Source organism: Erwinia sp. 9145, assembly GCF_000745075.1.
Classification (GTDB): Bacteria; Pseudomonadota; Gammaproteobacteria; order Enterobacterales; family Enterobacteriaceae; genus Erwinia; species Erwinia oleae.
In genome coordinates, this window is sequence record NZ_JQNE01000001.1 from 2,378,362 (window position 1) to 2,404,245 (window position 25,884).

Annotated in this window: 18 protein-coding genes; 3 read left to right on the forward strand and 15 right to left on the reverse strand. The window is 51.6% G+C overall.

Going from position 1 to position 25,884, the window contains the following annotated elements; genetic code table 11:
* Positions 1 to 29: 29 nt before the first annotated feature.
* The 12 genes from FA91_RS11540 to wbaP form a co-directional block, all read right to left on the reverse strand.
* Complete coding sequence (locus FA91_RS11540; protein WP_034915876.1) at positions 30 to 1,370, reverse strand: lipopolysaccharide biosynthesis protein; 1,341 nt, start codon at positions 1,368 to 1,370, stop codon at positions 30 to 32.
* Complete coding sequence (locus tag FA91_RS11545; RefSeq protein WP_034915877.1) at positions 1,367 to 2,590, reverse strand: glycosyltransferase; 1,224 nt, start codon at positions 2,588 to 2,590, stop codon at positions 1,367 to 1,369. The genes FA91_RS11540 and FA91_RS11545 overlap by 4 nt, the downstream gene beginning before the upstream one ends.
* 4 nt (positions 2,591 to 2,594) lie before the next feature.
* Positions 2,595 to 3,842 carry a colanic acid biosynthesis pyruvyl transferase WcaK gene (gene wcaK / locus FA91_RS11550; protein ID WP_034915879.1) on the reverse strand — a complete coding sequence of 416 codons (1,248 nt, stop codon included), beginning with the start codon at positions 3,840 to 3,842 and terminating at the stop codon, positions 2,595 to 2,597.
* A 147-nt stretch (positions 3,843 to 3,989) separates the two neighbouring features.
* A complete protein-coding gene (locus FA91_RS11555) occupies positions 3,990 to 6,209 on the reverse strand; it encodes a phage tailspike protein (RefSeq protein WP_034915881.1) in 2,220 nt (739 codons plus the stop codon).
* 79 nt (positions 6,210 to 6,288) lie between these two features.
* Positions 6,289 to 7,089 carry a glycosyltransferase gene (locus FA91_RS11560; RefSeq protein WP_034915883.1) on the reverse strand — a complete coding sequence of 267 codons (801 nt, stop codon included), beginning with the start codon at positions 7,087 to 7,089 and terminating at the stop codon, positions 6,289 to 6,291.
* A 12-nt stretch (positions 7,090 to 7,101) separates the two neighbouring features.
* Positions 7,102 to 8,157, reverse strand: a complete 1,056-nt coding sequence (locus FA91_RS11565) for a glycosyltransferase family 4 protein (RefSeq protein ID WP_034915884.1) — start codon at positions 8,155 to 8,157, stop codon at positions 7,102 to 7,104.
* Between the two features lie 116 nt (positions 8,158 to 8,273).
* Positions 8,274 to 9,401, reverse strand: coding sequence for an EpsG family protein (locus FA91_RS11570; protein ID WP_034915886.1), 1,128 nt, complete (start codon positions 9,399 to 9,401; stop codon positions 8,274 to 8,276).
* 33 nt (positions 9,402 to 9,434) lie between these two features.
* Positions 9,435 to 10,340: a glycosyltransferase family 2 protein gene (locus FA91_RS11575; protein WP_034915889.1), complete on the reverse strand. Its 906-nt coding sequence runs from the start codon at positions 10,338 to 10,340 to the stop codon at positions 9,435 to 9,437.
* 100 nt (positions 10,341 to 10,440) lie between these two features.
* Positions 10,441 to 12,621 carry a tyrosine-protein kinase Wzc gene (wzc, locus tag FA91_RS11580; protein WP_034915892.1) on the reverse strand — a complete coding sequence of 727 codons (2,181 nt, stop codon included), beginning with the start codon at positions 12,619 to 12,621 and terminating at the stop codon, positions 10,441 to 10,443.
* Between the two features lie 12 nt (positions 12,622 to 12,633).
* Entirely contained in the window at positions 12,634 to 13,068 is a 435-nt protein-coding gene (locus tag FA91_RS11585) for a protein-tyrosine-phosphatase (RefSeq protein ID WP_034915894.1), read from the reverse strand.
* Positions 13,069 to 13,078: 10 nt separating this feature from the next.
* Positions 13,079 to 14,212: a polysaccharide export protein gene (locus tag FA91_RS11590; protein WP_034915895.1), complete on the reverse strand. Its 1,134-nt coding sequence runs from the start codon at positions 14,210 to 14,212 to the stop codon at positions 13,079 to 13,081.
* 272 nt (positions 14,213 to 14,484) lie between these two features.
* On the reverse strand, positions 14,485 to 15,918 hold the full coding sequence (wbaP, locus tag FA91_RS11595; RefSeq protein ID WP_034915896.1) for an undecaprenyl-phosphate galactose phosphotransferase WbaP: 1,434 nt from the start codon (positions 15,916 to 15,918) through the stop codon (positions 14,485 to 14,487).
* A gap of 800 nt (positions 15,919 to 16,718) precedes the next feature.
* Between wbaP and FA91_RS11600 the strand changes: the two genes are divergently transcribed.
* Complete coding sequence (locus FA91_RS11600) at positions 16,719 to 18,290, forward strand: TerC family protein (RefSeq protein WP_034915897.1); 1,572 nt, start codon at positions 16,719 to 16,721, stop codon at positions 18,288 to 18,290.
* A gap of 23 nt (positions 18,291 to 18,313) precedes the next feature.
* On the opposite strand, the gene asmA is transcribed toward FA91_RS11600, so the two are convergent.
* From asmA to udk, 3 genes are all read right to left on the reverse strand, one after another.
* On the reverse strand, positions 18,314 to 20,146 hold the full coding sequence (gene asmA / locus FA91_RS11605; protein ID WP_034915899.1) for an outer membrane assembly protein AsmA: 1,833 nt from the start codon (positions 20,144 to 20,146) through the stop codon (positions 18,314 to 18,316).
* A 116-nt stretch (positions 20,147 to 20,262) separates the two neighbouring features.
* Positions 20,263 to 20,844, reverse strand: a complete 582-nt coding sequence (dcd, locus tag FA91_RS11610; protein ID WP_034915902.1) for a dCTP deaminase — start codon at positions 20,842 to 20,844, stop codon at positions 20,263 to 20,265.
* Positions 20,845 to 20,856: 12 nt separating this feature from the next.
* A complete protein-coding gene (gene udk / locus FA91_RS11615) occupies positions 20,857 to 21,498 on the reverse strand; it encodes a uridine kinase (protein ID WP_034915904.1) in 642 nt (213 codons plus the stop codon).
* A gap of 276 nt (positions 21,499 to 21,774) precedes the next feature.
* Here udk and FA91_RS11620 point away from each other — a divergent pair, with 276 nt between their 5' ends.
* Together FA91_RS11620 and FA91_RS11625 are read left to right on the forward strand one after the other, a co-directional pair.
* Positions 21,775 to 22,434, forward strand: a complete 660-nt coding sequence (locus tag FA91_RS11620) for a phosphatase PAP2 family protein (RefSeq protein ID WP_034915906.1) — start codon at positions 21,775 to 21,777, stop codon at positions 22,432 to 22,434.
* A 101-nt stretch (positions 22,435 to 22,535) separates the two neighbouring features.
* Positions 22,536 to 25,868 (forward strand): diguanylate cyclase, encoded by a 3,333-nt coding sequence (locus tag FA91_RS11625; protein ID WP_051937143.1) that lies wholly within the window; start codon positions 22,536 to 22,538, stop codon positions 25,866 to 25,868.
* Positions 25,869 to 25,884: the final 16 nt, after the last annotated feature.

Here is a 25,884-nt window from a genome sequence, read left to right on the forward strand (position 1 = left end):
TTACCTTTTGCAATGCCTGATAATTTGATTTAAAACAAGCCGCTAAACCATTCAGGCCGGATAAATAAATTGAAATGCGCGACCAGCGCCATTATCCCGACAAACACCAGCGATACGGAAACCCACTGTCTGGCGTAAGGAATAAAGCCAATGCCAATCACCGGCTTAATGAAGAACGGATGAGCAAAGGCAGAGATCAGGGCTTGTGACAGCGACAGCGTCAGCGCCACATACCACACCTGCGGATAGAACCACGTTGTCGCCAGCACCAGCACCACAATAATGCTTGCCACGATATTCCACCAAAACTCAACGTTGGTTCGTCCGTTCGCCTGCGAGATTGCGCCTGTCAGGCCGCCCATCGGCCGCAGCATTCCAAACAGCAACATCAATGGAATAAGCTGTCCGACTGCCTCATGCGCCGTACCGTACAGCACGCGAACGATCACTGGCGACATGATGCCAATAGCCAGATACAGCAGACTACTGAAGAGCATGATAACCAGCGTTCCTTTGAGGAACAGTTTTTGCAACTGTGCGGGCTCATGCTGCTTTTCCGCAAAGCGCGGTAGCGCAAGGCGATTAATGACCGGCGTGACAAGTTTAAGCGGCTGGAGCACCAGCTCTTTCGCCAGCGAATAAACACCGAGCATTTCCGCGCCCATCACTTTCCCGACGATCAATGAATCAGCCTGCGTCCGTAACTGGTTAACGGTTTGCGAACCGAGCTGATAAACGCCATATTTTAACGAACTGAAAAAAGTACTTTTATCGAATTCGAACGTAGGCCGCCAGGATTTTTCGCCCAGCCAGATCATGCAAAGTACCCGCAATGCAGCATTCGCAAACAGGCCTAAAATAACGGCGGAAACGTTCAGCGGAGAGAAATAGAGCAGCGCAACGGTAAATATAAAGGCCAGCAGCTTGGTGACCATTTCTATCTGCGCCAGCAGCACCATTCTTTTGGCTTTAATAAAATGCGCCTGATATTGCGACAACGAGCCTAATATCAGAAAGTTAAGGCTGGTCAACATTATCAGCCCGGTCAACTGCGGTATATGGTAGAAATACGCAATCGGCCAGGCGATGGCGATCAATATCAGACCGGTAATCAGACTTAAAGTAACGTTGACCCAGTAAATGGTGCTCTGCTCCCGACGGGTGATGTCCTGGCGATGAACGATATAGCTGCTCATCCCCATATCCTGAAGCACCATGGCAACGGCCAGAATCGCATTGATGATGGCCAGAATGCCCAGCTCGTGCGTTTCAAGCTTGCGGGCAAGAACCCCCAGTTGCACCACCTGTAATGCAGCGGCAAAACAGGTGCCGCCAAACAGCCAAACGGCCTGGTTTTTAAAACTACTCACGCCAGCCGCTCCAGAAGCTGAGCCAGCTCGCGATAGGCGATGTGTTGGTTAAATTCCGTTTCAACTTTTTGACGCGCAGCCGCAACGACAGGCGCAACATCAATATTGCCGTTTGCCAGCCTGAATAAAATTTCGCTAAGCGCTTTCGCATCGCCTTCTGGCGCAAGCCAGCCGGAAACGTTGTTTTCAATCAGTTCCGGGATACCGCTGTGCTCGGTTGATACCACCGGCAGACCAACCGCCATCGCTTCCATCAGCGCGACAGGAATGCCTTCCATATCGCCATCCGCCGCGGTCAGCGAAGGCAGCAGGAAGATATCAGCCTCATCAAGATAGCGCTTAATCTCTTCCTGTGGCTTAAAGCCCACCAGCTTCACGCAATCTTCAAGGTTTGCATTGCGAATACTTTGCAGCAGTTCGTCTTCCAGATCGCCGTTACCGACGATGGTGTACTCAAAATTGGCGCCCTGCTCTTTCAGATAGCGACAGGCCTCAACGGCGGTGCCTAACCCTTTTTTCTCCGTCAGGCGCGCGACAGAGAGAATGCGCAGCGGCGAATGCAGCGTATCACGCGCTTTGAGATTGAATTTTTCCGGTTCAATACCCATTCGCGTTACGTGAATTTTCTCCGGCGGACACCCAAGCGAAATCAGTTTGTTCTTCCAAAGATGACTGATCGGCAGCACCAGTTCGGTCTGTTTGAACAGGTTTACGTAATCCTGCTTATGTTCTTCCAGAATATGACGACGCGAAACATCGGCGCCGTGGAAAACGGTAACCTGTTTGCCCTTGAGAATATTCAGCTCGCGCAGTTTATTGGCCAGCGCGCCCGCATAGCCAAAGTGAACCAGAAAAATATCGGCGGTCCAGGTTTGCTTCGCATGCGCCACAATGGCCGGCAGCAGCAGCTTCATCGACTGCGCGCCATAACGGCCAACGTTGAACGATTTCAGCGTGGTTGGGCTGAGGATTTTCGGCAGCACAATTTTCAGGCGCTCCTTGAGTTTTGCCGCGCCGGAGTCCTGATCCTCCGGCAGCAGATAGTGAATCCTGTCGGCAAGATTGTAGCTGTCGAAAGCGCCGTGGCGGTTAACGTGGTCACCCGGAAAAACCGAAATAATCTCCACGTCGTAGCCGATATCAATAAAATGGGTGACCTGATTCAGTACAAACGTTTCAGACGAAACGGGAAACCGCATTGTAAAAAAAGTAAGTTTCATTCATTTACCCCAGAACCCGGACGACATCTTCGGTAATTTTATTGCCCAGAATCCTTTCCTGCTCAACCGCAAGGTCAACCTGCTGTTTAACGCTCTCGTAGTTGTCGAGAATGCCGTTAACTTTCGCAATGATGCTGCCATCCATCAGGCTTTTCACATCGCTTGCCATATCAGGCAGGCCGAGCTGGTTCATCACGCCCAGCGATTTGTGTTCATAGTTGATGGCTACCGCAGGCGTACCGAAGTTCATTGAAATAATGGCGGAATGCAGACGCGTACCAATCGTCAGATGAGACTCACCCAGCAGGATACCCAACTCAAGATCGTTAAACTCATCCATAATCACGTGATAGCGATCTTTTTGCGCAACGTGGTCGCGCAGCATCATCGCGACCATGCGGTCGTCTTTATGGTAGCTGTCGATGCCGGTACAGGTTGACATCGCCACCACCTGGTAACCTCTGTCGATAACGGCATTAATCACCCGACCAAACGCCGCTTCGTATTCCTGCTGCGTCACGCCCAGGCGCTTGTCGAACGGTGCCAGTTCGCGAACGGTGATCGCCACGGTTTTGGTTTCAGCAATTTTTTTCTGCCAGTGCACAAGATTATGGCTTGGTTCGGCAACATGCCGCTCACGCACCAGAAAAGCGGTATCAGCGCCTGACACCACTTTTGCAGTAGTGATACCCGCAGCTTTCATCATGTCCAGACTGACGCTTTCGCGCAGCACCAGACTGTTAACGCGTGCGAAAACGAAATTCGCAATCTGATTAAAGCGCTCTTTCTGGAATGGCCCGACGCTGTGACCAATCAGGTAAATCGGTTTTTTCGCTAACAGCGCGCACAGGCAATGCTCAAACTGAAGCGGACCGTAAAGATCGACGAAGAAGGAGCCGCCAACCTGAATGACTGCGTCATACTGCTTCAGCTTGTCGGTAAACGCCTGAAGATATTTTGGCACGGCAAAGACTTTGAACGGGCCGCTGCCGCTAATGTGCGCCATCATGATTTTTGGCATCAGACGGCGTTTAACCTTATCAATCAGCTTGTTGGTCTTTTTCGATTCCAGGAATAACTCATCCGGCATAACGTCCTGCTGTAACAGGTAGCCGGAGCTGGTTGGATAGCGGCTGATTACGTCTATTTCGAGATCGTTTTTGGCAAGTTTGAGTGAATCAATGATCCCACGCAAGATAGCGCCATCGCCCCGGTTACCACATGTGTGATTACCAACCAACAAAATCTTCATAATACCCCACAAGTTTTTTTGTAATTTTACAATTTATTATTAATCAGAGCGTGTGAATAAATAAGTGCAGTTATCCGAAAAATCAACAAAGTAACCGCTCACGTGTGAAAAATTGTAAACGATTCAGCACACGAGCGGTTATGGCCCTTATTGCTTAAGCGCAAAGTAAGGGATAGCCACCTGTTGACCGTTAACCACCATTGAGAGGTAGCCTTCGGCTTTTGACGTATCAACCTGGTCGGCGTTGAGGCGACGCGACTGCAACAGCAGATCGCCCTCTTCGTTCGCGCCGATCCCGGCTTTACCGTTATGGAGCGAGAAGCGACGGACGGCACGGTGAACATTGTCGCCCTGTGGCGGGTTTTCGAAACGCATCCGGCTGTCGAAGCGCGCGCACTGGCCTGTTGCAAAGCGATCTTTTGCAGTCGTTTTCATCATCACGCCAGCCGCACCTATCCAGCCCGCCAGCTTGATATAAACCTGCGTGTTGGCGTCCTGATTGGTGGTGTACATGACGTCCACAATCGGGCTGCTCCCTTCCAGATGCCAGCTTCCTTCAAAACCCTTCGTCTTACGTTGCAGGCTGATCATTGCCCTGCCGCCGGTGTTGCGGTCATTGACCACATTTTTCAGCGCGTTTTTGTCGGTGCCGTTGCTGAACTGCGTCTGACCGAAAACCTCGATCTCCCAGCTGTCGCCGACGTCAGGCGTGTGGATATTGCCCAGCAGATACCATTTCTCCTGATCGCTGTGGTTTTCAATGCGAAAACGCGATGAGAGATAGTTATATTTCATGCTGCCGTCAACGGCGATGCCATAAGACTCCACGCGGGTGGAACCGCGCTCAAAAGAGCTGAGCCATTCGTCGTCGCCAAGAGAATTATCAATCCAGCTACCGGACTGAAGGTTGGTCTGACGCATGTTGAGACGTGAACAGTGCGCGTTAAGCGGGTTTTTACAGGCTTCCAGGCTCAGCGCGTCAACAATCCACTGCCCGTTCGACAGATCGCCGGGGAATTCGCTGTGTTCAATCCAGCCGTTATGAATAATGGACTGGGTACAGCGCGGCAGGTTGAGCACCTTACCTTTTGTGCAGTACTGAACGTTAAAATTAGAAAGCTCAATGGCGGTGCTGTGATCCCAGTTACCTTTTTTGGTATTGGTCCAGGCGGCCTTGATCACGTCGCCGGTACACTTGTTGGCATACCACTGATCGATTTTACAATCGAGCGTATCCAGCAGGCTGAGCGAAACGCCGCCCACGTTAATAAAGCGCAGGCACGAGCCACGGAAATATTGTCCTGCCGGGCAGGCATTGTGAAAAAAGCCCTGGGTATTGGGCTGCTTGTCGATACCGCCCTCAAAACTGATATTGCTGACTTCAACCCAACGCGCGTTAATTTTAAAAAGAAAATCGGATTTGCCATCCGAAACCAGCGTGGTGGCCGGGAAGTAACCAAAATTAACCGTAGCGCCCGACAGGCGGAAAAAGCGGATATATTTTTCTGAGATATCTAACGAAGAGATAAAGAAACGGCCGGCCGGGAACAGTATTGACAGCTTTTGATTATTTTTCTGCGCCCAGTGGTACATGGCAGTAACGGCCGGGAGCGTATCGGTTTTACCATCGGCGATGGCGCCGAAGTCAAACAGCGTGATGCTGTTCAGATCGTCATTTGCGCGACGCCAGTGAAAGTCCTTGCCGGAAGAGGCAATATAACCGCCATCGTCCTCGCCTGCGCTGAGTTCGCCAATGAACTCACCGCCGCCTGCTTCCACATTCGCATGCCAGCTTTTCAGGCGAACCTTTGCACCGGAGAACAGCGGGCGGGTCTGGCGCAGCTCCTCATAAGAGGGAATTTCGCCGATGAGCTGATAGCCTGCTGGCTGCGCAAGGCGGCGACTGAATTCGGAGACGCCATTGTTTTTGACATCAGGCACGTAGAACAACTGCTCGCCGTTTTCGTTGTGCAGCGCCATTGAATATTCGCTGCCGGACCAGAGCGAGCCTTTCATCGCAACAAATTTTTTCAGCGTATCGCTGTTGAGCGTGATGGGCTGCTGCAACAGGGCAACGTCGCCGTTGGCATTTTTAAAAAAGACGTCAATGAGGTTCTGCGACTGCGTAGGATCGGCACCGGCCTTACCGATATAGAGCTTGCCGGTAAAGTCATGCCAGAACTGATCCGGCATGGTAAAGACATCATCGGGCGTAACAATCGGCACGTCATTCTTTGGGATAGCGTTGGCTGGCACTTTCTTCAGCTCAACCTGACCCGGCTCCCCTGCACGTGCGGAAAAGGAGCCCAGTGCCGCTGTCGCCACGACGGATGAAAAAGCGGTTCGGATCAAATCTCTGCGTTTCATAAAAATCCCGTGTTTAAAGAGTGTGTGGTTACTGCGTCACCCAGACGTATTCTTAAAAGCGATAACTGCGCACACTGATTTAACCTTTACGGTCTTTCTCATAAAGAAATTGCATGACCTTAACAGGCATAACACGCGTGGAGGTGCGGATCAAAAAATAGATGATGCCGTTAATCGGGTTGGTCTGTTTCAACTTCATTTTCAGCGAAAAGAGCTGCATTTCACTTTTGATATAGACCCATCCACGTCGTTTATTCACCATGTCGCTGCCAGCTCTCACCTTCATCAGCACATCGTGTAAATTAGCCACCTGGTATCCCTGAGCGATCATTCGAAGCCAGAGATTGTAGTCTTCCATAAACAGGTGATGCTGATAGCTTCCCGCCGCAATAACTTTCTCTTTGCGGAACACCACGCACATATGATTAAAGGGGTTTTTCATGCGCGCGAAATGTTTGATTTCATCATTGCCCAGCGGCAAACGCTTCAGTCGCTCCCTGCCATGCTCATCAAACTCAATAACCGCAGCGCCCAGCAGCGCCACGTCGGGATGCGCCTCCATGTAGGGAATCTGTTTTTCAAAACGGTCCGGCTGGCAGATATCATCGGTATCCATACGCGCAACAATAGAGTGCTGGCAATGATCCAGCCCTGCGTTAAGCGCTTTACCGAGGCCAACATTTTTTTCCAGTGGCACAATTTTTAACGGCAACGAAGCGGTGTAGCGGTCAACAACGGCCTTCAGCGCATCGCTTACCGGGCCGTCATAGACAATAACGATTTCATTGGCCGGCAGCGTTTGCTGTCGGAGGCTTTCAAGGCACTGATCCAGATTCTCTGGCTTTTCTCTGTTATAAAGTGAAATAAGGACTGAAAACATAATACCTTCTTATTAGTTCAGAATTTGATTCCATTTTTCAAGGATCAGCGTCGGGCCGTAATTATCTGAATTCCGCCATGCCGCCTGTGCAAATGCATTTCTTTTCTCTTCGTCAGCGATCGTTTCATTCAGCCGGTTTACGAACGCATCGTTATTATCATACTCAACGACATAACCATCATCGCTGATGATTTCCGACGGCCCGGTTTTACAATCAAAGGCAATGGCAGGCAGCGCGAAATTTTTTGCCTCAATCAGCACCATCGGCAACCCTTCATAACGGGAGGTCATAATAATTATTCCGGCAGCGCGGTAATATTCATCTACCTGCTTGCTTGGGCTGACAATTTCTGTGCTGTCCTGAAGCTGATAACTTTTGATTTTTTGCAGCAGCGCCTCGCGATCTTCGCCATTCCCAACGATTTGCAGCGTCCAGCCCTGCTTATTTACCTTCTTCCACACATCAAGCATACGATCGAAGTTTTTCTGATAGGTTAATCGCCCGATAGCCAGCACTCTGTTTTGTTTGCCTGCCATCAACGCAGGAAACGTCGTGTTATTTTTTTCCGTATAGAATGGCGAAATATTTCGTACTACGTGAACGTTTTTCAGTGCGTAGTGTGTTTCAAGATGGTATTTGTCATGGTCGGTCAAAACGACAACTTGATCGGCAAGCCGGTAGCAGAATACTTTCAGCTTGCGGATTGGCGTTTTAAACGACTCAATTGACACGTGGTCGCAGCAAATAATTTTTGCTTTCACGCCAAAAAGTTTTAAAGCAAGAATAGACTGTACCGACAGCTTGCCCATTGAAATAATCATGATGCCGTCGGGATGATTTGCCCGTGCAAAGCGAACAAATTCATGTATTTTTGCGAGTCGCGCAGAGGCACGCGCATACTGGATTTTCACTTTAGCATCGACGGGATAATAAGGGGCGCCCGCTTCAAGCGAAAACAGTGTGACATCATAATTATCATTTGAGAGCAGGCTGGAGAGCGTGCTGGCAACGCGATCCGTGCCGCCGCTGTTCGAAATTCTGTCAATAAGAATCAGCAATTTGTACATATTATTCATCCTGTCAATCGGCCCGGCCGGACGGTAGCTTTCTTTTAACCGGGCCTTCCATCGGGTTTGAACAACCCGTAATTAAAAGGCTATTTCTCGCGCTTTACAGGTCCAGGTCAGCCAAATATTCTGAACAGCGGAGAGACGCTGTAACCGCTTATCGACTGCACCGAAAGGATCGTATTGTAATAGAGGTAGTAAGAAGACATAAAAAACAGCAGCGCGAAATTAAGCATCAAATTCCTGACGCGCATCATCAGGAAAGCGAAAAGGATGGGTTCCGCATGGAGGAACAGGTTACCTACCCTGCCGCCGAAGATACTGAAGTCCGAGAAAGTAATACGTACCGCTGCGCCCACGCTGTAGGCAATCAGCAGAATATAGACCAGACGGTCCTCTTTCATAATGCCGTTACGGAAGTAATAAACGGTGAAACCGGCAATGAAAAGAATATTCTTCAGGTTCGCGAGGCCAAACACCGGCGTGGCGGTATCGAAGTTGGTGCCGCTGTAACTTGCGGCGCGTTCCCCCAGAACCGGAACGATGCCGAGAGAATCAAGGAACAGCTTTTTACCACCGATAATCCCTAACGGAAGGGAAACAAGCACCACCAGCAACGGCAGATATTTACGCTCACGCAGCAGCAGGAACGGCAGGATCAGCAGCACCGTGTAGCCGGTTGAGTGCGATTGCGTACTCAGCACCAAAAACAGCACCGACAGTAAATATTTGCGCGTTGCCAGCGAACAGATAAAAGCGATGGCAAACGCGCTGGATAATCCAAAGCGGATTTGGTTCATGTCTTTATTTATAAACAGGTGCGTTGAGTATAAACAAAGCGAGCAAAGCATCAGTGGCGAATATTTTTTATAACAATAAGCATTAGTCGTGACAGCGATCAAACAAATAAAAAACAGAAAGTAGTAACTTTCTTTGGTGAATAATGAAAAGAACCAGGCCAACAGCATAAAGAACTTTTCATAACGATAAATATCGGTGATGGCATCATAATTGGTAATCTTCAACTGAGAAGAAAAATTATGGAAGAAATCAAGATATTGGCTATCGTCCAGCCCGCTATGTAAACCGCGTATACCACCAAAAAATATCAGTGACATGGTACAGACAAACATCAGCCAGGCGACGACATGTTTAACTCTGGTGTCCTGTAAATTATTTATTGCTGCCAGCTCAAAGATACAGCAGGCCAATATGCTGTAGCTGATTATCCAATATATTGCCATTCGTTTTTTTCCGCCGTTTTATTATAATTGAGGCTATTTTTTTGATACGCGCTCAGAAAGCTTCTGCTTAACACGGCCTATAAAGTAGTTGCGATTCCCCTTATTCGTCAGCAGAAAATACTGCGCGAAACTCAGGCTCGCCTGAAGAACTTTGCCATCCATTTTATAGCGAATCGGCAGTTTGTAGGCTTTGTAGGTATAAACGTCCCGCTTGCTCAGATAAGGACTCATGCTTTGCAGCCAGAATGTTGAGTACTTAACCGACTCACCTTTATGGCTGGAGTTAAAGGTGGTGACCATATGATAGCTGGCCAGCGGTTTGGCGATCAGGTTGAATTCAAAGCCGCTCTTATCGGCACGAATACAGAAATCGTAGTCCTGATGGCGAATGAAGCGTTCGTCAAAGCGGATCTCCGCCGCGTGCTCGCGCTTCAGAACAATGGTGCTGGTCTGAATAAAGCCGTAACAGCCAAAAAGGTATTCTGCAATGCTTTCATCGCGCGCGGGCGGAATTAACGGCATGACCTTCAGGAAGCTGCCGTCCTCAATGATGTTGACCTGACTGTAGATAACAAAGCGATCTTTGCCCTGAGCGGTCAGCTCTTCAATGCGCGTCAGGGTGTCCTTCAGTTTGTCCTGATGCCATTCGTCGTCAGCATCAAGGAAGCAGACATAGTCACCGGTAGAGAGATCGATACCGCGATTCCTCGCCCCGGCGCCGTTCAGCTTAACGTCGGAGAGCACCAGGTTAATTTTCAGCGCGCTGTAGCGCTCGCTGTTAACCACTTCCGCCAGCTTTGCCGCATCGGCAGATTTATCATCAACGATAGTGACTTCAAAATTTTGATAGCTTTGCGCTTTCACACAATCAAGCGTGGTGATGATGGATTCTGACGCGTTATAGGCTGGAATAACGATCGAGAAAAAGATTTCCTTCATGGCAAGGCACCTTATAAACGTTCTTCAAAAACGACCTGGCTGGCACAAAAACAAAGAGGAAACTTCCAGATATGATCTGAAAGCTTCCTCCGTTCAGACGTCAGCTTTTGGCGTCGCCCTTGTAGCTGTAATCATAATAGTCGTAGCCATAGCCGTAAGCGTTAGCGGCTTTACGCACCACGGCGTTGAGGATCACGCCTTTGATCTCAATGCCATTCTGCGCAAAGCGCTTATAGCTGACGTCGATTTCTTTCAGGGTGTTGGCTTCAAAACGCGCAACCATCAGCGACGTTCCTGCCAGTTTCCCGATAATCGACGCATCGGTAACGGCCAGAATTGGCGGCGTATCGATAAGCACCAGGTCATAGTTTTTGCTTGCCCAGTCCAGCAGTTGCCCCATGCGATCGTGCATCAGCAGCTCGGAAGGATTTGGCGGAACCTGACCGCGCGGCAGGAAATCAAAACCGTACTCGCCGCGCTGGATCATGTCAGGCGTGAACGCTGTTTTACCCGACAGCACGTTAGAGAGACCGATTTTACCGCTGGCGCCCAGCATTTCATGCGTGTAACCGCGGCGCATATCACCATCAATCAGCAAAACTTTTTGATCCGCTTTCGCAATCAGCGTCGCCAGGTTAGAACAGATGAAGGTTTTACCGATGCCAGGGCTTGCGCCGGTGATCATCAGAATGTTGTTTTTCGCTTCCATCATCGCGAAGTGCAGGCTGGTACGCAGGCTGCGAATCGCTTCAATAGAGAGATCGGTAGGATTACCCAACGCCAGCAGCGTATTGTGCGGATTCACCTTCTCTTTAATGCCGCGTTTCGCCAGTGCTTCGGCATCCTTCTTACGCTGCCATTCAGAGAGCGGCACGCTGGCGTATACGTTGATGCCGTTTTCTTCCAGCTGCTCAGGATTTTCGATACCGTGGTGGAACAGCGCTTTAAGCAGAATATAACCCACGGAAGCCAACAGCCCCAGGATCATGCTCGCCAGAATGATTAACATCTTCTTCGGCGCGACAGGCTTGCTCGCGGTTTCCGCGTTATCAACAATACGCACGTCGCCAACAGTGCTGGCTTTGCTGATGTTCAGCTCCTGCTGACGATTCAGCAGCTGCATGTAGATTTCCTGACCTGCCTGCACATCACGCGTCAGACGAACAATCTCCTGCTGCGTCTGCGGCATCTTGCCAATTTTATCATTCAGCTTCTTCTGCTCGTTTTCCAGCGTCTGGCGTTTCTCAAGCAGCGCACGATAGGTCGGATGGCCTTTCGTAAACAGCTGAGAAACCTCGGCTTCACGGAAGGTCAGTTCGTTCAGCTGGCTCTGAATACTGACGGAGGAGTCCAGCGCCGATTTCGCCTCCAGTGACATATCCACGGAGTCATTTTGACGGCGGTAGATATTCAATTTGTCTTCGGCAGCGTCAAGCTTGGCGCGTACTTCCGGCAGCTGGTTTTTCAGGAACAACAGGCTTTTTTGCGCTTCAGCAGATTTGCGGTCAACGTTCTGACCCACGTAGTTTTCGATAATCTGATTGAGCACTTTACTGATTAACACCGGATCTTCACCGGTATAGGTCAGACCCAGCACGCCGGTATCCTTACCTTTATCAGCAACGGCCAGGTTATCGGTTATCATGCGGATCGCCTGAAGATTACTCAGTTTGGTCACGGTAAAGCTGGTGCCGGGATCCACCTGGTCGATGCTTTTAACCAGAATGCTCACACCTTTCTGGTCGACGCGCTGGCCAACTTTGCCTTTAAACAGCTCATCGCCGTCTTTGGTTACGGTATAGCTGTCCGGGCCGTTAACTTCGACTTCAACCTGGCGCTCGTCCCATGCGGTTGGCACGGTCAGTTCAGGAATATCGATCTGACCGGGTTTGTTGCCGCTCAGGCGAGACAGACCGGCGCCGATGACCGGCAGATAATTCTGCTCAACCATCACGTCCAGTCCCAGATCCTTGACCGTCTTGCCAATCACCATCCGCGACGCCACAATTTCAACCTCGGCGGCGGAAGCAGGGGCCGGGCCGCCCATTTCGGTCAGATCGGTAAGCACGGTGTTTGGATTTTTGCTTTCTACCTGCACCAGCGCGTCAGCGCTGTAGATCGGCGTGGCAAACAGGCTATATAACGTGCCCAGCAGCATGAAAAGCGCCGTGACAGCTACAATTACCCATCGATGGTCAATAAGTTGCCCCACAAGATGCGTCAAATCAAACCACTTTGATTCCTCTTTCGACGCTGACGGTATCTTACTTTTTATATTCATGGATAATCTCAACTATCGGCTTAATGCGTTGACCCATTTCTGGGCAGCGTTTTCGAGTAGTCCGTACACGGCTTCAAAGGCTTCGCGGCTTTTCTTATAGGGATCCGCTATTTCCTGCTGGTTGAGCCAGTGACCAAACAACATGGTCTTACCGCGTACGGAAGGGTTGATGCGGGTGACCAGGTCGACATGTTTTTTTTCCATCACCAGGATCAGGTCGTACTGCTGACACATCGCCGAGGTCAGCTGTTGAGCAACGTGGCCCTCCAGCGACAGGCTGTGTTCAGCGGCGACGCTGCTGGCGGTGGCGTCGGCCGCATAGCCGGTCATCGCACTCAGTCCCGCGGAGTCAATCTTTTTATCGGGCAGTGCTTTTCGGAGCAGTCGCTCCCCTGTCGGGGAGCGGCAGATATTTCCGACGCAGACCACTAAGACTGAATTGATCATATGTTTCGGATTACCAGTTATGAATTATCTGTACGTTACGCGTCGCGTCGTAGAGACCATTGATGGTTGGTACCAGCTGTGAAATCACACGGTTCCAACGGGTCAGCGGCGTTGAGGTCACGTAGACAATGTCGTAAGGCTGCAACTGGAATTCAGAACCCATCACCATCGCGGAAGCGTCTTTCGTATTCAGCTGATAGATGTTGGCGATCTTGGTGCGGTTTTGACCTTTGATCTGACGAATAACAAACACCCCGGTCGCATCCGCCACGGTCTGATCCATACCCTGCGCATTCCCCAGTGCCTCGGCCAGCGTCATACCGCTGCGATCCATCTTCAGCGTTGACTGCTGACGCACTTCGCCCATCACGAACACTTTCAGATCGTCATTACGCGGCACGTAGAGGATATCGCCCGGATAGAGCAGATGGTTTTGGGACAGATCGCCGTTTTGCATCAGCGCCTGAAGAGAGATTGGGATTTCTTTACCGTTATGAGTCAGCACCACGTTGCGCCAGTCGGCGTTTTCCGCCAGGCCACCCGCTGCGTTGACCGCATCCAGGATAGTCAGTGGAACGTTAGTGATAGGCTGCTGACCGGAGGTGGTGACCTCACCGGTAATATAGGCTTTTTGCGATTTGAACGAGGCGACGCTCACGTCAACCTGCGGGCTTTCAATGAACTGCGCCAGGCGTCTGGACACTTCATCACGTACTTCCTGTACGGTACGGTTAACCACGCGGACGCGGCCGATATAGGGATAATAGATGGTGCCGTCAGAGTGCACCCAGTTGCCCGTATCGCTGGCGCTGCGGTACTGGCCCGCTGGCGTAGTCAGTTCCGGGTGATCCCAGACGGTCACGGTCAGCACATCGCCTACACCGATACGATACTGGTAATTTTGCAGTTCAGTTTCCAGCGATTTATTAGGCTGAGCCACCACCGGGCGCGGACGTAACTGCTCCACCAGGCCTGGGGTCATTGGAAATACGTTGACGTATTTATCAATGTCAAAATCGCTGTCTTGTTGTTCAATAACATCTTTTCCGCTGGTGGAGAGATGCGATCCGGGCCCGATGGTACACCCGGAGAGAATGGCTGCTGATACCATCAGGGGTATCAATTTCGTTTTCATTGTAATCATCTATATCATCGCTATCAGTGATTTAATTGATAGTGGCGAATCCGCCGCTGTGTAGCGTCATGCAAAAGTAATAAGGCGAACCGCCTTTTCAGGCACAGTAACTGTTGCTCATCATGTTTTACTCCCTATCCCTTTTATCTCTTGCCGGTATCATTAAAGCCGACGCCTGGAATTCGTCAAAAATTTTATCGTTTTATATCCGACGAATGTTAATCGGCCAGATATCGCATAACCTGAAGAGAAAGATGTCACTCGCTCCCCAGGCGAGGCGGTTAGTATGCGCCATCTCGCTTCAAAACCACGCCTACTGTTTTAAATAAAATGGCAATATCGTTCCAGAGTGACCAGTTTTTAACGTACCAGGAGTCAAAGTAAACGCGCGTTTCATAATCCACATCGTTACGACCGCTAACCTGCCAGAGCCCGGTCATCCCTGGTTTAGCCATCAGGTAATAATCAACGTCACCTGCATAGCGCTCAAGTTCATCTTCAATAACAGGACGCGGCCCGACAAGGCTCATTTCACCGCGCACGACGTTCCAGAGCTGCGGCAGCTCATCAAGGCTGGTTTTACGAATGAAATGGCCGATGCGGGTAATGCGCGGATCGTTTTTCAGTTTAAAGTCTTTGTCCCATTCGGCGCGCGCAACAGGATCGGTACGCAATACCTCTTCCAGCACTTCTTTGGAGTTGACCACCATCGAGCGGAATTTCAGGCACTTAAATTTGCGACCGTTCATTCCCACGCGTTCATGACCATAAATAGGGGCACCACCGTCGCGGGAAACCATAAAGATCAATGCCGCCAGCGCAGGCATCAGCATGGTGATAATACTCAGTGCGCCGATGATATCGAACGCGCGTTTCAGCACGCGCGATGTTCTTTTTGCCAGATTATTACTGACGCGAAGAATCATCACTTCATGACTAAAAATATACGCCATGTCGGTGCCGTACAGCGGCACGCCACGCAGTGAAGGAATAACGGAAATAGAACGGCATTTATGTTTTGCCAGACTTTTCAGCCAAAGGTCACGATACTGGCTCTGCTCATATTCAACCGCCACAATAAATTGTGTTTCGCTGTTAACGAGCTGCCATAACGATTCTTCTTCCCGTAAAACGGGAATCCCGAAAAGTGCAGGCGCTGGCGTCGTATTATCAACATCATAAAAGCCGATAACGTCAAAACCCATCACCTCTTCACTCTGCAAGGCCAGATAAGCCTCTTCGGCGTTTTTGCCGCTGCCGATAATGATCGACTGCTTCTTCCACAGACCGTAATTATTCAGCACGCGTTTTACAATTGACCGCCCAACGGGGATGGAGATCATTGCCAGTAACCAGGTCAGCGCCCAAATCCAACGGGACATATCCCATTTAGAGAGCGCGGTAATCGACAGGTCAATCACTGAGAAAATCAGGATGCTGCGTAACACCTCTTTTAATTCAAACCAAAAAGGTTTGCGATAGGTGTAGTGACGCAGACGCACCCAGAACCAACCAATACAGATAACTGAGAGAATAATGTGTGTAGCAATTTTTAACTTAAGATCATGCGTAGAAATATCGTCCAGAAAATTACCCGGAAGCATATTGATCAGCAGGATCGCAATAAATAAAGAGGCATTAAATAAAATGAAATCTGAAAGGGCCAGTGACAATTTTATTAATAACCCTTTGAAGGTAAATTCTATATCGCGCATAGTTAACTCTTATTTTTCTTCGCCTGTGATTTATTAATTTTCATCATTGAAAATTATTGATTATTTTTTAATCACATCATTAATTACACATCAACATATTCCGTTTGGTGTAACCCTGTCATTGTTATACGCAGAATAACGGGAGAATTGACAGGTAAAATCAACAATGCGAACGACGACTTCCCTAACCTCTTTATGTGCCGCTCTCTCCGGATATACACGCTACCGCCCCTGGCTTGTGGCTGCCAATACGCGCTAATGCTTCCAAATATTGTTGGTTTTATCCTGTCCTCTCCGATCAACTGCCACCGCATTTTTTCATGATACGCAATTCAGCATTCATGAAAAAGACATTAAAAGGACGCCCGTCGCAAATAGCGAGATTAACGCGGTCGTCTACTTACCCGTTGCTATACTAGTTATAAATGGCCTCTTTACAAGACCAGGAGGCAGCCCGCCTGCCCTTTTAGGAATAAGACTACCTTTCATCCCGGACCACCAGAGTCGATCCTCTTTTTTCACTAAGATTAAGCTCAGATTCACCACAATTTTGATTCAGATTAGTCCTGAACGATTTCAGGATGCGTTCACGCCAGCCGCAAAATAATTTTCCCGGCTATGCGAATAACTCTGAAACTTTTACCGCAATATTGGTTTACCTCGCAGGTAATTTTCATTTCACTTCCCCCTACTCTTTCTGGCGATAATCTGAAAGTTGCGCGCTTAAAATGCCAGATTATTTGTTGTATGAATGAATATTCTCTATGATCAGCAAAATCTCATCATCTTGCGAGTATGTAATGTTCGAATGGATCGTTGATCCGTCAATCTGGGCTGGCCTGGTCACGCTTATCGTTTTAGAGCTGGTGCTGGGCATCGACAACCTCGTTTTTATCGCCATTCTTGCTGAAAAGCTGCCTGTCGCACTGCGCGACCGGGCCCGTATCACCGGGCTGCTGCTGGCGCTGATGATGCGCCTGGTGCTGCTGGCCTCTATCTCCTGGCTCTCCTCATTAACGGCCCCGTTGTTCAACATTGCCGGGCATTTTTTCAGTGCGCGCGATGTCATTATGCTGACGGGAGGCCTTTTCCTGCTGTTCAAAGCCACCATGGAGCTGAACGAGCGTCTGGAAGGAAAAGACGAGGAGGAGGATCCCCAAAAGCGCGGCGCAAAATTCTGGCCAGTGGTTGCCCAGATAGTGGTGCTTGACGCGGTATTCTCGCTGGATTCTGTTATTACCGCCGTTGGCATGGTCGATCATCTGGCGGTAATGATGGCGGCAGTGATTATCGCCATCCTGCTGATGCTGCTGGCCAGTAAACCGTTAACGCGATTCGTTAATGCACACCCCACCATTGTCATTCTCTGCCTGAGCTTTTTGCTCATGATTGGCTTCAGCCTGGTGGCTGACGGATTCGGCTATAACATTCCCAAAGGTTATCTTTACGCGGCGATCGGCTTTTCAGTGATTATTGAGGCGCTCAATCAGCTGGCGCAGTTCAACCGCCGCCGTTTTCTTTCGTCGAAAGGGCCGCTGCGTAAACGCACCGCTGAGGCGGTGCTGCGTTTACTCCGTGGCAATCATGAACCGGCGGAGCTGGATAGCGACACCTCTTCACTGGTCGCCGACCGTCTGGAAAGTCAGGCCATTTTTAATCGTCAGGAGCGGATGATGATTGCGCGCGTGCTGGGAATGGGCCAGCGCACGGTGAGCAGCATCATGACGTCGCGCCATGATATTGAACATATCGATCTCGCGGAGTCGCCGGAGAAGATCATGGCGCTGCTCGACAGCAACCAGCACACGCGGTTGGTGGTCACGGAGAACAGCGACGAACCGCTTGGGGTGGTGCATGTTATCGATCTGCTCCAGCAGGCGCTGCATGGCGACAGCCTGGATATTCGCGCGCTCATTCGCCAGCCGCTGGTGTTTCCGGAGCAGCTCAACCTGTTGCCGGCGCTGGAGCAGTTCCGCACCGCACGCACGCATTTCGCCTTTGTGGTCGATGAGTTTGGTTCGGTGGAAGGCGTCGTGACGCTCAGCGATTTAATGGAAACCATTGCGGGCAATCTGCCAAACGAAGGCGGAGAGGTCGATCCGCGATACGATATTCAGCAGAACGCCGACGGAAGCTGGACGGCGAATGGACACATGCCGCTGGATGATTTGATTATGTACGTGGCGCTGCCGCTGGACGAAAAACGCGACTATAACACGCTCGCGGGGCTGTTGATGGAGCATACCCAGCAGGTTCCGGAGGAGGGTGAAGAGATCTGCATTGCTGATTATCTGTTCCGCACGCTTCAGGTTGAAAGCCATCGCGTACAGAAAGTGCAGATTGTTCCTTTACGTCAGGACAACGGCAGATAATCCGGGCGGCGCTGGCCGCCGCCCTACAGATCTTTAATCAGCTTTTGCACCGAGCTGTCGCCGTTTCGATTACGATCTGCCCAGTCCTTCAACCGTTTTTTCGCTTCATCCTGCAACTGCTGGCGCAACACCTGATCGACCTGTAACGAGTAGTTCAGCGCCGACCACGGGCCATAGATACGCAACGGCACCGGCGTTTGCTGTAACCTTTTCACCAGTTCATCATCGCCCTGCCAGCCTTTGGTGACGGTCACGCCAAACGTGATATCCGCAAGCTGTTGCGGCAGATTTACCCTGCCCTGCCCGCCGTAGTTGAGTACCGGCGAACTGCCTTTCAGTTCATTGAAGGTCAGCAGACCGTTATCCAGCGTAGCGCCACCTTTGATTTGCTGAAGATCGTTTTTTGCTGCCGCGTTATCTGTTCCTTTTACCCGGCTGTTCGAGCGCTCAACGGCATGCTGGATCATCTGCTGGAAGTTAAGTCCGGCAATTTGCGCATTCTCCAGGTTCAGCATCGCGCTGCCCTGCCAGGTACGTTTAAAAGCAGCAACGGTTAAGCCGGTGCCGGTAAAATTCCCTTTCAGCGACAGATCGCCGCTGAGCGAGGCCGGTAAACTAAACGCTTTTAGCAGCGCCGCAACATCAATGGCGCTGATTTCTGGCTGTAACGCCACCGCCGTTTGCGCCGCGCGAACGTCGATACTGCCCGGCAGTGAAAAACTGCCGTTCCCCGCTTTGCCGCTGAATCTGGCAAGCTGCATTACCCCTTCGCGGCTGCTGGCGTCAAGTGCGACCTGGCTAAAGTCCATCCCTCGCCAGCGCAGCGTGTCAACGGCCAGCTTCACCTTGCCGTCGATCGCGTTAAGCGGCGAATCACTGTTATCATGCTCTGCGCGCTGGGCGATAACCGGTGCGGCACCCGCGCGCTGCGACTGTGCCTGCTGTCCATCGCTGCTGCCGTCTGCCAGTCCCAACAGGGAATCCATATTCAGCATCGGAGCGCGCAGATCGATATCTAACTGCGGACGGCCCGTCAGCGTACCGCTGACGTTGCCGCTGAGCTGGCTGTCGTTGGCGTTAAGGGCGATCTCTTTCAGGCTGAACGCCTGCCGATCGCCCAGCCATGAGAACTGCATTTTCGCCTGGCCTTTCACCCCTTCCTGCGGAAGATCGGCGCCGGTGAGCTGATAATCAAGCTGGTTGATCAATGCATTGAGCTGTTGGGGGTAGCGGTTAACATCCATGTCGGCGTTGAGGTTCATCACCAGTTCGCGCTGGTCGCGGCTGATGCGGCTGCTTAACTCAACGTGGGCCTGACGGTGGCTGTCCTGAGAAAGCTGTAGATTAACATCGCGCACGTTAATCTGTTCGCCGTTGCTCTGCTGCCAGATAAGCAGGCTGTCGGCCACGCGCAGTTCGCCAATATCAAACGTCCAGCCCTGGGTAATTTCCGATGAGCCTGAACGACCTGGCGCCACCGGCGCATTTTGCGGGCGCTGACTGTCGCTTTCCGGCGTCAGGCGCACCACCGCGCCTTTCAGCATCACCTGTTTTACCGAAAGCTGATGAGAGAGAAGAGGAAGCAGGCGAACGTCCAGACGCATATTCTCAGCGCTCACCACCGGCTGCTGCGCGCCGGGCGCGGTGAGCGTCATCGGCCCGGAGAGAATGCTGAGCTGGGGCCAGACGTGCCAGCGAAGATCGCCGTTCAGCGCCAGCGTATAACCGCTGCGCTGCTCAACCTGACGGGCCATATAGGCGCGGAAATCGTTGGGATTCACCAATAAAACCAGCGCCATCATTCCCGCCACAATCACCACCAGCAAAATGGCCAGAGTGGTAATAAATCTTCTCATGCCTTCCCCTTGTTAACGCAATCTTAACCCGCAGACAGGCTGCCGGGCCGTTAATCCTGGCAGGCTTTAAAGAATTTGCCCGGCGAAAACGCCCTGCCGGAGCTGTCCGACAGACGCTAATCTTTATCTATTCTGCTGGCGTCGGCGCCCTGCTGGCCTTTGTATTTTGCATCCTGCCTGCGGTTATAGGGCCGTGCGGCAGGCCCGGAAAGTGGTTCAAAGCTCAATGCGCCAATCAACATGCCGGGACGGAGCGCCAGCGGTAGCTTACCTGAATTATAGAACTCCAGCACAATTCGGCCCTGCCAGCCCGGATCGATTCGGTGCGCGGTGACGTGAACCATCAGCCCGAGACGCGCCAGCGATGAACGTCCGTCCAGCCAGCCGACCAGGTTATCAGGCAGCGTGACGGATTCGAATGTCACCGCCAGCGCCAGTTCGCCCGGATGGAGGAAAAACGCGTCGCCTTCAGCCAGCACGATCTCATCGCTCATGACGCGATCCAGCGCGTCGCTCACCTCGTCTTTAGGGCCGCTCAGATCGATAAACGCGGCGGTATGACCGCGAAAAGTTCGAAACAGGTTACCGAGACGAACATCAACGGTGGCGCCGTTGATGCGCTCAACGGGAGGACGAGGAGAAATGTCGAGCCGCCCGTCATCCAGCCAGGCTTCAATATCGCGATCGCATAATCTCATCGGAAACGCCCTTTATTCAAAGAATTGATTAATTTTTGCCTTCAGAATATCAATGGCAATACGGTTTTTACCACCGCGTGGCACGATGATATCGGCGTACTGCTTCGAGGGTTCGATAAATTGCAGGAACATCGGTCGAACGGTTTTCTGATACTGCGACATCACCGAATCCATGGAGCGGCCGCGCTCGTTAACGTCGCGTTTCATGCGGCGCATCAGGCAAATATCCAGCGGCGTATCAACAAAAATCGAGAAATTCATCTCCTGACGCAGACGCACATCGGTCAGCAGCAGAATCCCCTCAAGAATGATGACCTTTTTAGGTTTGAGTTGCACGGTTTGCGCGGTGCGGGTGTGCTCAACATAACTGTACACCGGTAGATCGATGGCCTTGCCCGCTTTCAGCATCTGCAAATGTTGGAACAGCAGGCTGTGATCCATCGCGCTGGGATGATCGTAGTTGGTTTTCACCCGCTCATCCATCGTCAAATGGCTCTGGTCTTTGTAGTAGGCATCCTCAGGGATTACGCCTATATTTTCATCGCCAACCCGCTCGCGGACTTCACGATACAGGGTACTGGCGATAAGACTTTTTCCTGAGGCAGAGGCGCCGGCAATACCTACGATGACGCACTGATGTGACTTGTCAGTCATAAATTAAAGACCTGATTACTGATTGTCAGAGACAATGGGGAGGAGGATTTCGCGCGCAATTATAAGGATTTCACCAGGTTGACGCCAGTAAAATGCGCCGGATGCCTTTTCAGATTTTACCCTTAGCCAAGGTTACGCTTCACCCGTAAACTGAAATTAATGAGATCAACTTCACATTTCGAGCCAGGAGACGGCAGGCTTTCGGCTGCATTGCCGATAAGTACTGATTGCCCCGTTAATTGCTGTCCCGGCTTCAGACAATAAAAAGGAAACAGAGTGATTTGGCATATCGTTCATATTTTGACCTACTTCGGCGACAGCATGTTACTGATCCCAACTGCCGTTATTGTGGCGATTGCCATCAAATTAAAAAGTAGCGATCCCCGTGCGGTCTGGTACTGGATAGCGGCCTTCTGTACCGCAGGCGCGGTAGTCAGCCTGTCAAAAATCGCTTTTATGGGCTTCGGGATCGGCAATGCCCGCTTCAATTTTACCGGCTTCAGTGGCCACAGCGCGATGTCCGCCACGCTCTGGCCGGTCCTTCTCTGGTTGCTCAGCGGCGGGCTTAGCAGTTTCTGGCGCGGCGTCGCCTGCGCGGTGGGCTATTTTATTCCGCTGATTGTCGGCGCCTCCCGTCTGCTGCTGCACTACCACTCAACCAGTGAAGTGGTCACAGGCCTGACGTTGGGTTTCATACTCAGCACCGTGTTTTTGTTCAGCCAGCGCGGGCGCTTACCTCAGCCTTTCGCCTTCTGGCAGGTTTGTCTCACCCTACTGCTTCCTGTATTACTCTTAGGCCACGGACGGATCGCCACCACCCAGCAGTTCCTCCAGCGGCTGTCGGTCCAACTTGCCGGAATCGATCACGCATGGACGCGTGAAGAGTTGTTAAAATTACGTCATGAGGTTGCTGTCATACAAAAACAGTTGTTCTGAGCGGTTAAATTTACGTAAGGCATTAGAAAGCGTTATATTAGTTAGTCTCAGATGACGTTGCTTGCACAACAGGGTGGTCTTGCTCCATGCTGGATAAGTAAATGACAATAAACGCTTTTTTAAGCACCGATCGCCTTTCGCCAATAAAACGCGCGCTTTTGCCTGGCGTACTTTCCTTCGGCTTAACGCTTTTCTGCCTTCAACTGATTAAGATCAGCGGGCATATCTCCCCGCTATGGTTCGCCACCGCGCTGATGACGGTGATGACCTATCGTCTGACGCCGCGCGCGCTGCCTGCCCCGCTGTTCTGCTGTATGGCAGGGGTCATCGGCGCCAACGCGCTGGTGTTTGGTCTTTCTTTCGCAAACGTTACCTTTACGTTGATTAATCTGCTTCACGCGCTGGCCGGCGGCGCGCTGCTGCGATGGCTGTTTAAAGATAGCGCCCCGCTGGCGTCGCTAAAGAACTGGGGCAAAATGCTCCTGTCAGTGGGGCTGCTTATGCCGCTGGTAAGCGGCCTGGTGGCCTGTCTGCTTAAGGGCGACACCGCTTCATTTCAATTTTTTTCAACCTGGGTCATGTCGGAAGTGGTGGGGATGCTGGCGCTCGGGCCGGTTTGTCTGCTGTGGAACAGCGATCCTGCCGCTAAAAACGTTAACCAGCATGCCCTGCCCGAAACGTTAATCACGCTGGTGGGCACGCTGTTATTAAACTATATCGCATTGCGCTATCTGCCCTGGCCTTTCACCGTGGTCATCGTTGTGCTGTTTTACAGCGCGGTTCGCCTGCCGCGCTTTGAGGCGTTCGTGGTGTTTCTTGCTTCCCTTTCAATGATGACCATGCTGCTGGCGCTGCATCAACTCAACAACCTGGTTGTCGTGACCAGTTTTATGACCCGCGCGCCCTGGCTGCCCTTTTTGATGGCCATTATTCCCAGCCACGTCATGGCGCTGGTAATGCACTCTTTCCGCGAAGAAAAGAAACATATTCAGGAGAGCGAAACCCGCTTTCGCCACGCAATCGAATTCTCTGCCATCGGCATGGCGTTAGTGTCTCCGGAAGGGCAGTGGCTACAGGTCAATAAAGCGCTCTGTCACCTGCTGGGTTATGAACCGGAAGAGCTGAAAAAGTTAACCTTTCAGACCCTGACCCACCCGGACGATTTAAACAATGACCTTGCTTTACGGGATGCCGTATTAAAGGGTGATATCGAAACCTACAGCCTGGAGAAGCGATATTTCCGCAAGGACGGCCAAATCGTCTGGGCGCAGCTGGCGGTATCGCTGGTGCGTGACAACGAAAACCTGCCGCTCTACTTTATCTCGCAGATCAAAGATGTTACCGATCTGAAAAACAGTGAAGAAGAAAACCGCAGCCTGATGCAGCGTATTACCCTGGCGAACGAAGCGGGCGGCATTGGCGTCTGGGACTGGAACCTGAAAACCGGGGAAATGAACTGGGACAAAAGGATGTTCGAGATCTACGATCTGCCTGCCGCAGGGAAAGCAACCTACCTTACCTGGGCCAATAGTCTGCTGCCTGACGATCGTCAGACAGCCATTGATGCCTTCGACCAGGCCGTCAGAAATGCCACGCCGATTGATATTCAGTTTCGTATTCATACCGAGAGCGGCATTCGGTTTGTTCGCAGCCAGTCCACGCTGGTGCTGGATGAAAAAGGCGGGTTGGACAGGATGCTGGGCGTCAATCAGGACGTCAGCACCATGCAGCGGCTCACCGATGCGCTGTACCAGGAAAAAGAGCGGATGCATATCACGCTGGATGCCATCGGCGAAGCGGTGATCAGTACCGACCAGGCGATGCGGGTGATGTTTATGAATCCGGTGGCGGAAGCGATGACGGGTTGGGCGCAGGAGCAGGCGGAAGGCCGGCCGGTTAATGATATTTTGCGCATCACGCCTGACAGTGATGGCCCGCCCATTGATAATCTGCTGCTTTTTGAACAGCATGACAACCGATCGGCGGCGGGTATCGATCAGGAAATGGTGTTGCACAATGTCGCCGGTGACAAATTCGACATCCACTACAGCATCATGCCGCTGAAAACGCAGGCGGGAGAAGATATTGGCTATGTGCTCGTTATTCAGGACGTCAGCGAATCGCGAGAAATGCTGCGCCGCCTGAGCTACAGCGCTTCACATGACATGTTGACACACCTGCCTAACCGCGTGAGCTTTGAACAACAGCTGAAGCAAATGCTGACAACCGCCAGCGACCAGCATCTTGAGCACGCGCTGGCCTTTATCGATCTCGATCGCTTCAAAGCGGTCAACGACACCGCAGGACACGCGGCTGGCGATGCACTGTTGCGGGAAGTTGCCAGCGTAATGAAACACCATCTTCGCGGCTCGGACTTTCTGGCGCGCCTGGGCGGTGATGAGTTCGGCGTGCTGCTTCACAGTTGCCCACCGGATAAAGCGCGCGAAATCATCTCCCGCATTATTGCCGCCGTAAACGACTATCGCCTGCTGTGGGAGGGACGTCTGCATCGCGTCGGCGCCAGCGCCGGTATTACCATGTTCGATAAAGATAACGTGATGGCCAGTGAAATTATGGCGCAGGCCGATCTCGCCTGCTACAACGCCAAACATAACGGGCGCGGACAGCTATCCGTGTATGAACCGCAGTTCTTGAACACTCTCAAACCGCTGCTTTCACGGCCCGACATTGAACAGATCCTCGCTGACCAGCCGATGCGTCTCCTCGTCTGGCCGGTTGCGCCGCCGCGCAAAACGCAGTCGGTCAGCCTCTGTCTGGCTGAAATGCAGCTGTTCAGCGCGCAGGGCGAAGAAATAGAGGAAGCGAGCTTCCGCGCTGGCCTTCATGACGATGCGCTGTTTATCATGCTTGACCGAAAAATGGTCAGGGAGTTTTTTCAACACTACGCGTCCGGGATGGTCAATAAGGCGCTGTCGGTGGTGTTGCCGCTTTCACCCCAGGGACTGCGCGACGAGACGTTAATTGATGAAGTCATTAACAACATAGATCGCATTGACCTGCCGGCGCAGCTGCTGCACTTTTCCATTGGCGCAGAGGCGCTGCTGACGGATATCGATAAACTTTCGCCGCAGGTGGCGCGTCTGCGTGAGGCGGGCTGCGGCATCGTACTCAGCGACGTTGGGCGAAACCTCGACGCCTTTAATCAGATGCCCGGGGAGATGATTGATTATCTGATCCTCAATCCGCAAATGACCGCCAACGTACACTTCAACCTGATGGATGAAATGATGGTGTCCATTATTCAGGGTCACGCGCAGCGCATGCACATACTGACCATTGCTGGCCCCATTGAGCTGCCCGTCGCGCTGAACACCCTGGCGAATATCGGCGTCGATCACGCCTGGGGCGAAGCAATAATGCCGCGTGAGCCGCTGAATGCGCTGCTTAATACCGGCTATTTTGCAATAAAATAGGTTGCTCTCACTGACC